Below are 5,116 nucleotides of genomic sequence, written 5' to 3'. Positions count from 1 at the left end.
CGGTGTGTTAAGCTCAGGGCAGTTTTGATCAGACCTGCTACTCCGGCAGCTGCATCAAGGTGACCGATATTTGTTTTAACTGATCCTATTGCACAGTACTTTTCTGCATTTCTATTAAAAGCAATATTTAATGCTTCAAGTTCAATTGGATCTCCTAATCTCGTTCCTGTTCCATGAGCTTCTATATAATTAATAGTATCAGGGTCTACCTGAGCAAATATCTGAGCTTTTCTTATACACTCAACCTGACCGTCAACACTAGGTGCAGTAAATCCTACTTTTCTATTTCCATCATTATTGATTGCACTTCCTTTGATTACTGCATAGATGTGATCTCCATCCTTAATAGCACTGGAAAGTCTCTTAAGAACCACAATTCCAGCCCCTTCTGATGATACAATTCCATCAGCATCCTTATCAAATGCACGACAATGACCATCAGTTGAAAGTGTCATACCCTCTTGATGAAAATAACCTTTCTGCTGATTGGTTGCTATTGAAATCCCTCCAGCGAGCGCTGTTGTGCTTTCTCCCAACAATAAGCTTTTACAGGCCATATTTATGGCTACAAGAGAAGTTGAACAGGCAGTATTGACTGTAAGTGAAGGGCCTTTAAGATTAAGTTTATAAGAAATAAGAGAGGCTAGATAATCTTTATTATTGATAAGATTAAGTGTAAAATCATCAATATCCCCGCTCTTTTTATTTTTCAGTGCGGAGTAAATCTTCCAATTAAAATCATCACCACTACCCACATAAAGACTAATTAAACCTTTGTGAGTATCAGGATCACACCCTGCATCTTCCAGAGCTTCCCAAGCACATTGATGAAGAATCCGATGAAGCGGATTCAATAACCTGGCTTCAGCAGGGCTATAACCAAAAAAAGAATAATCGAATAAATTTTTATCTTTTATAGTGGTTCTTGAATTCACGTAATTAGCATGATCTGCAGGATAATGATCAATACCCAGATCTGTTAATTCCTGGTCAGTCAGAAAATCAACAGATTCAACACCCTGGATAAGATTTCTCCAATAATCTCTCCAGTTTCCTGCTCCCGGAACATGACAGGCTATGCCAACAACAGCAATTTCCAAACCGTTATAATTCTTTTTATCAGTCATTCAAAACATTATTTAATGATTTAAAAGTATCATTCATCGCATCAACTGACATCTTCGCATCCATATCTGAATCTTCTACTTTATCAGTCATATTTGAACTAAAATGATCTGATATAGTCTGGATAGTTGGTAGTCTGAATCCTAATACAATAGTTAATTTCTGATCAAACGTACTATTGATCAGGGATACCATTTTCACCAGTTTAACAGAGTTCCCACCCAGACTAAAGAAAGTATCTTTAATTCCAAAATTCTCCCGTCCTAATATCTTGCGCCATATTTCTATAAGTTTTTCATCTGTCTCATTACGAGGAGCTACATACACTGTACCCGTTTTCATAGCCAGTCCCTCAGCGTCAGGCAACATATTTTTATTTATTTTCCCATTAACAGTCAATGGAAGTTTATCCAGTTGCACAAAATAATCAGGCAGCATATATGCGGGTAGAGACTGGCTCAGATATAATTGCAGATCCACTACATTCATCATTTCATCACCGACTATATAGGCAATCAATTCGCTTCCCCTTTCTGGATGTATGTTTACTATTGCAACTGCTGCACCTATAAGAGGGTGTTCTTTCAGCTTAGCTTCAATACCACTAAGTTCAATGCGGTAACCACGTATTTTTACCTGATCATCGTTTCTGCCATAGAATGAAATATCTCCACTAGCCGACCATCTGCCCAGATCTCCAGACCTAAAAAGCCGTTCTCCCAAATGAAAGGGATCAGAGACAAATCTTTCAGCTGTTAACTCCAGCTGATTCAAATAACCACGTGCCAGACCCGCCCCACCTATACATATTTCTCCAATAACACCTATCGGACACAGGGCCATATTTTTATCTAATATCAGGATATTGATATTAGCAATTGGCTTTCCAATGACTACAGGCTTACTCTCTTCCAGCCTTTTTACCACACAACCTACAGTACTCTCTGTTGGCCCGTATTCATTATAGATTTCTATATGAGGGTTAATATTTTTTAGAATACGAATGTGCTCAGTCGTTACTTCTTCACCGCCCACAATAGCAATCTTCACTGCAGGAGAACTAAGATTGAGGTATTTTAATAAATTAATATGCGATGGAGTAAGTTTAATGCTGTTCACGCCATATTCTCCATTGAAACTCAGTTTAAGAATTTCCGAAATATCCGTTTGCTGCGAATAAATTACAAGCTTACCGCCCTTGGTCAGCGTGCAAAAAATACTGGTAACAGTCAGATCAAAAGAAAGAGAAGTAAACAAACTAAAATTAGTTACAGCCACATTCTCAAAGTAATAATCATTTGCCCATTCAATATAATTCAATAGATTACGATGCGTCATTGCGCATCCTTTTGGCCTGCCGGTAGATCCTGAAGTATAAATTACATATGCTAAATCATCAGATTTATTAATAACTTCTAAATTATCACCACTGTAATTTTCTCTTTCCAGCTTAAATAAGTTCAGTGCTTCATCATCCAGTAATATTTTACATCCACTATCTTTTAAAATAAAATCAGCATGATCCTGGTGATAGTTAGGATCTATTGGAACATATGCGCCACCCGATTTTAACACGCCCATTATTGCTATTATCATCCATTCACTATGGGCTAAACTAATTCCAACCAGGTCATCAGGACCAATTTGATATTTATTTCTCAAATAACTCCCCAACTGGTTGGTGTAAGTATTCAATTCACTATAGTTAAGTGTTAATTCGCCAAACTGCAGTGCAATAGCATCTGGTATCAGTGCAACACTACTTTCAAAAAGATTCAGTATAGTATTATTTCCATTATCAATTGCTGAAGTCTTATTAAAATCTATCAGTAAAGCTTGTTCTTCTTCCTTACTCAGGTAATATAAGTGCTGGATTGCCTTAGTAGGCTGGGCAATGACTGCTTCCAATAACTGAACAAAATGACTGGCTAGTCTATTAATTGTTTCTTCATTAAAAATGTCTTTATTATATTCTAAAACGATTTGTAAACCTTCTGCTTTCTCTGTAAAATTAAAAGTGAGTTCAAATTTACTTACTGTATATTCACCAATATTATATTCATTAATACTCAAATCAATCAATTGTTGTTGCTGACCTTCCGTACCTGCATTCGCATTTTGTAATACAATCATTACATCAAACAATGCACTCCTGCTCATTCCCTGCTGAGGATCCAGATCATTGATCAATTCATCAAAAGGATATATCTGATGTTCATAGCCTCCTAAAGTAACTTCTTTTACACGATCAAGTAACTGTCTGAAATTGTCTTCTCCTTTAAATCTGGTTCTCAAAGCCAATGTATTTAAATAAAAACCAATTTGATTTTCAAGATCTGTATGCTCTCTGCCTGCAACGGGTGTACCTATAATAATATCTTCTTGCTGGGTATACCGGTACAACAAGGCATTTACCAAGGTTAATAACCCCATAAATAAGGTTCCACCGCCATCATTGACAATTGATTTCAGCCCCTGAGTCAATTCTACAGGAATCATTTTATTTATTGAAGCACCGTTGTATGTCTTAACCACAGGACGCATGCTGTCAACTGGCAGATCTAACAAAGGCAACTCACCTGAAAGCTGATTTAACCAATAGTTTTTATGATTATATATGGATTTATCATTTAACTGCTGCTGCTGCCAGTTTGCATAATCTTTATATTGTATACGCAAAGGCTCCAGTGGATTCTCTTCGCCTTGTAAATACGAATTATAGAACAACAATAATTCCTTTATCAAAACATTCATTGACCATCCATCACTGATAATATGATGCATTACGTAGCTAAATACCCATTTATCTGTTTCTAATTGAAATATAGCAGCCCTTAACAGTGGTCCCGTAGTCAAATTAAAAGGTTGAACTGAATCTTGTTCGATGAGTATTCTCAACTGCTCCTCCTTTTGGTCTTCCTCACTTAAATCAAAATAATCTATATTAAATACAAATTCATCCGGTGTTTTAATTAATTGTCTGACATCCCCGGTCTCATCGCTGAACACGGTTCTTAATATTTCATGTCGTTCAATTAAACTTTTAAAAGCATAATCAAAGGCCAACGTATTTAATTTCCCTTCAAACACATAGGTTCCAAGCATATTGTAAGCCACATTACCATCTTCAAACTGACTCAGCAGCCACAATCTGCTTTGGGAAGACGACAAGTGATAACCGGGTTGCTGATCAATTACAGGAATATCAATGTTCTCGCTAATATGTTCCTGTTTTAAGAAATTGATTATCTCTTCTTTATTATCTTTCAGCTGGCTGATGATTACATCAGGTAGTTTATCTCCGCTATAATTCACTTTTAAGTTATCACCCTGCAAAGTGATGCTTATACCATTATCCTTGAATCCTTTAATTAGTTTTAGTATTTCCATTGTTATAAGTGGTTTATATTATAATAGTTTTATCGGTTGTAGCTGTAGTGTCTTCAAACAGGAATCTGATCTCATCGATATAATTGGCAACTTCCCTGATATTCTTTTTTTCAAAAAAATCCTTTAATGGAACATTAACACTAAATTCCTTTTTAATTCTTTTCAGCATCATCATTCCTTTTAATGAATCACCTCCCAATTCAAAAAAGTCGTCATTTATCCCAATTCCGCTCATCGCAAAAAATTCTTCAAAAATCACATTCAAAGCGATTTCAGTTTTTGTAAACGGTGCTGCATAAATCGATGATAAAGTCGGTCGCCCAGTTTTATTCATATTTTTTAAAGAAAATTCATCCGAAATAATTTCCTTTTTGTTATAAACTTCCAGTATTCTTTTTGGGAGATCCACTGTTGATTCTGCCAGAACCGGGCTATCAGTAGTTAACAAACTCCATTCAAACAAGCCAGCTACTTCTTGTGGAGTCAATAAAAATCTATTTTGAGTGTTCTCATTTTTTATATCCTGTTCAGTAAAAGCCATACCTGCAAGCCCTACAGCTTTCCACCCTGGCAATTCTTTCGACCTGGCTGCAACAAAATG

Annotated in this window: 3 protein-coding genes; all 3 read right to left on the bottom strand. The window is 36.1% G+C overall.

Going from position 1 to position 5,116, the window contains the following annotated elements:
• Positions 1–1,127: beta-ketoacyl synthase N-terminal-like domain-containing protein (locus ABIB30_RS27140; protein ID WP_354306151.1), on the bottom strand; the 1,127-nt coding region annotated here is incomplete at its 3' end.
• Positions 1,120–4,515, bottom strand: a complete 3,396-nt coding sequence (locus ABIB30_RS27135) for a non-ribosomal peptide synthetase (protein ID WP_354306150.1) — start codon at positions 4,513–4,515, stop codon at positions 1,120–1,122. The genes ABIB30_RS27135 and ABIB30_RS27140, both read right to left, overlap by 8 nt.
• Before the next feature lie 13 nt (positions 4,516–4,528).
• On the bottom strand, positions 4,529–5,116 hold a 588-nt coding region (locus ABIB30_RS27130), incomplete at its 5' end, for a phosphopantetheine-binding protein (RefSeq protein WP_354306149.1).

The sequence above is a fragment of the Pedobacter sp. UYP1 genome (assembly GCF_040547305.1).
In the GTDB taxonomy this organism is placed as follows: Bacteria; Bacteroidota; Bacteroidia; order Sphingobacteriales; family Sphingobacteriaceae; genus Pedobacter.
This window is presented reverse-complemented; position numbering and strand designations above follow the sequence as displayed.

What these genes read in the sequence shown, in the direction of transcription:
- ABIB30_RS27135 (WP_354306150.1), bottom strand. Translation starts at nt 4,515, where the DNA reads ATGGAAATACTAAAACTAATTAAAGGATTCAAGGATAATGGTATAAGC.